Annotated in this window: 4 protein-coding genes; 1 reads left to right on the top strand and 3 read right to left on the bottom strand. The window is 60.8% G+C overall.

Going from position 1 to position 3,381, the window contains the following annotated elements; genetic code table 11:
• Positions 1 to 76 precede the first annotated feature (76 nt).
• The 3 genes from ACW9JC_RS29470 to ACW9JC_RS29460 are packed head-to-tail and all read right to left on the bottom strand — an operon-like array spanning position 77 to position 2,228.
• Entirely contained in the window at positions 77 to 664 is a 588-nt protein-coding gene (locus ACW9JC_RS29470) for a YggT family protein (protein ID WP_416127694.1), read from the bottom strand.
• Between the two features lie 24 nt (positions 665 to 688).
• Entirely contained in the window at positions 689 to 1,507 is an 819-nt protein-coding gene (gene proC / locus ACW9JC_RS29465) for a pyrroline-5-carboxylate reductase (protein ID WP_416127693.1), read from the bottom strand.
• A 34-nt stretch (positions 1,508 to 1,541) separates the two neighbouring features.
• Positions 1,542 to 2,228 carry a YggS family pyridoxal phosphate-dependent enzyme gene (locus tag ACW9JC_RS29460; protein ID WP_457459445.1) on the bottom strand — a complete coding sequence of 229 codons (687 nt, stop codon included), beginning with the start codon at positions 2,226 to 2,228 and terminating at the stop codon, positions 1,542 to 1,544.
• A gap of 56 nt (positions 2,229 to 2,284) precedes the next feature.
• Here ACW9JC_RS29460 and ACW9JC_RS29455 point away from each other — a divergent pair, with 56 nt between their 5' ends.
• Positions 2,285 to 3,319, top strand: coding sequence for a type IV pilus twitching motility protein PilT (locus ACW9JC_RS29455; RefSeq protein ID WP_457459443.1), 1,035 nt, complete (start codon positions 2,285 to 2,287; stop codon positions 3,317 to 3,319).
• The last annotated feature ends 62 nt before the right edge of the window (positions 3,320 to 3,381 follow it).

The following is a 3,381-nucleotide window of genomic DNA, read 5'->3' as shown; positions in this document are numbered from 1 at the left end:
TACAGAGGTCGCGTAGATCCTGTAGGAGCAAGGCTTGCCCGCGATGAACGATGATGCGGTCATTGCGCCGAACGCATCAGATCAGCCCGAACAATTCCTTCGGCATCAGCGCGTAGTACGCCAGGCGCGGGATCAGCCAGCTTTGCAGCAATTGCAGGGCAATGAACGCGAAGATCGGCGAGATATCGAGGCCGCCCAGGTTCGGAATGATCCGGCGGAACGGCGCGAGCACCGGCTCAGTGATTTGCTGGACCAGTTCCGCGCCCGGGTTGTGGCTTCCCGGCGCGACCCAGGACAGGATCACGCTGATGATCATCGCCCAGAACAGAATCTTCAGAAACAGCGCAAAGATGCCGATCAGCGCCCAAGGCACCAGGAGCAGCGCGTCGACGCCGTAGCCGCTGAGCAACAAGATGACCGCGAACAGCGCCATTTGCACCAGCAACGCCAGCACCAGCGAAGACATGTCCAGGCCGAACATGCTCGGAATGACCCGGCGCAGTGGCTTGAGCAGCGGTTGAGTGGCTTTCACGATGAACTGGCAGAGCGGATTGTAGAAGTTGGCCCGCACCAATTGCAGGATGAAGCGCAACAGCACGATCAGCAGGTACAGGCTGCCCAGGGTTTGAATCACAAAAATGGCAGCGTCATTGAGTCCGAGCATTATTGATTCCTTATTAAGAGCTGATTAGCGACCGAGTTGCTCAGCCATCTCGGCGGAGCGGTGCGCGGCGGCGCCCAATGCTTTTTCGACCAGGGCTTCGAAGCCGTTGGCCTGGAACGACTTGATGGCCGCTTCCGTAGTGCCCGCGGGCGAAGTGACGCGACGACGCAGTTCGGCGGCGTCGACATCACTGCTCACAGCCATGTGCGCGGCGCCCAGGGCGGTTTGCAAGGTTAGTTGCGCAGCGATGTCTGCTGGCAGGCCGAGCTTCACGCCAGCGGCGGTCATGGCTTCGATCAACAGGAAGAAGTACGCCGGGCCCGAACCGGAAACGGCGGTGACCGCGTCCAGTTGCTGTTCTTCGCTGAGCCACAGCGCGATGCCAACGGCAGACAGCAGTTCTTGAGCTTGCTGACGCTGTTCGGCGGTCACTTCTGCGGTGGCGAACAAACCGCTTACGCCCTGACGCAATAGCGCCGGGGTATTAGGCATGCAGCGCACGATCGGCTGGGCGCCGAGCCAGTTGTTCATGCTGGCGCAGGTGATGCCGGCGGCAATCGACACCACCAGTTGTCCGGGCTTCAGGTTCGGGCGAATGGCTTCGCACACGGCTTTCATCGCCTGTGGCTTGACCGCCAGTACCACCACATCGGCGCCTTCAATGGCCTGGGCGTTGTCGGCGAACACCTCGATGCCATGTTCGGCGCTCACGCGGGCACGGGTTTCTTCGCCCGGGTCGCTGGCGCGGATCTGCGCCGCTTCCAGACCTTTGGCCCGCAGGCCGCCGATCAGGCTGGCGGCCATGTTGCCGGCACCGATAAAGGCAATACGTGTCTTGCTCATGTCAGGTCCTTATTCAGAAGTGTGTCAGCCATGATTACGGCTGACTGTAGTCGCGAGCACCAAACAGGGCCGTACCGATACGGACCCACGTGGCGCCCTGGGCAATGGCCGACTCGAGGTCGTGGCTCATGCCCATGGAAAGTGTGTCGAGCGTCAGGTTCAGGCTGGCTTGCAGGCTTTGCACGGCAGCGAAAGCGGCATCCTGGGCGGCGCGATCTTCAGTCGGCTCGGGGATGGCCATCAATCCGCGCAACTTCAGGCGCGGCAGGGCGCTGATGGCATTGGCCAGGGCCGGCAGGTCCGCCGGAGTGCAGCCGGATTTACTGGCTTCACCGCTGACGTTGACCTGGATACAGATGTTCAGAGGCGGCAGATCGGCAGGGCGTTGCTCGGACAATCGTTGTGCAATTTTCAGTCGATCCACGGAATGCACCCAGTCGAAGTGCTCGGCGATGGCGCGAGTCTTGTTCGATTGAATGGGGCCGATGAAGTGCCAGATCAAGGGCAGGTCGGCCAATTCGAGCTGCTTGCCCAGGGCCTCCTGCAGGTAGTTCTCGCCAAAGTCGCGCAGGCCGGCGGCATAGGCTTCACGCAGGGCTTGTGCGGGTTTGGTCTTGCTCACGGCCAGCAGCTGGACGCTATTTTCGGCGCGGCTGGCGGCGAGTGTTGCAGCATGTATGCGCGAACTAACTTCGAGAATGTTGTCTGCTATGGTGGACATCAAGAGGCGCCAGCGGTCTGAAGGTTCGCGGCATTCTACTGGAATTGAGAGACGCTATGGATATCACTGAACTGCTGGCCTTCAGCGCCAAACAGGGCGCATCTGACCTGCACCTGTCGGCCGGTCTGCCGCCAATGATTCGGGTGGATGGCGATATACGACGCATCAATCTGCCGGCTCTGGACCACAAGCAGGTGCAGGCGCTGATCTACGACATCATGAATGACACCCAGCGGGTGGATTTCGAAAAACACCTGGAAACCGACTTTTCCTTCGAAGTGCCCGGCGTGGCGCGCTTTCGGGTCAACGCCTTCAACCAGAGCCGTGGCGCTGGCGCGGTGTTCCGCACGATCCCGTCCAGAGTCCTGAGCATGGACGAATTGGGCATGGGCGACGTGTTCCGCAAGATGACCGATGCGCCCCGCGGCCTGGTGCTGGTGACCGGCCCGACCGGTTCCGGCAAGTCCACCACGCTGGCGGCAATGATCGATTACCTGAACAACCATCGCCATCACCACATCCTCACCATCGAAGATCCCATCGAGTTCGTCCACGAATCGCGCAAATGCCTGATCAATCAGCGTGAAGTCCACCGCGATACCCGCAGCTTCGCCACGGCGCTGCGCTCGGCTTTGCGTGAAGACCCGGATGTGATTCTGGTGGGAGAGATGCGTGATCTGGAGACCATTCGCCTGGCGCTGACCGCAGCGGAAACCGGTCATTTGGTGTTCGGCACGCTACACACCACGTCGGCGGCGAAAACCATCGACCGGATCGTCGACGTGTTTCCGGGGGACGAGAAGTCCATGGTGCGTTCAATGCTGTCCGAGTCGTTGCTTGCGGTGGTGTCGCAGACGCTGGTGAAGAAAATCGGCGGTGGGCGTGTTGCGGCTCACGAGATCATGCTGGGGACGTCGGCGATCCGGAATCTGATTCGAGAAGACAAGGTGGCGCAGATGTACTCATCGATCCAGTCGGGCGGGTCGCTGGGGATGCAGACACTGGATATGGGTTTGAAGGACTTGGTGACCAGAGGGTTGGTCAGTCGGGAGCAGGCGCGGGAGAAGGCGCGGTCACCGGATGGGTTTTGAAGAAGAGATGTTGTGCTTTCATGGGCCCCATCGCGAGCAAGCTCGCTCCCACATGGACTGCA

The organism is Pseudomonas sp. SDO5591_S426 (assembly GCF_054070755.1).
Note: the sequence above shows the minus strand (reverse complement) of the source record. Positions and strands in the feature narration are given on the sequence as shown.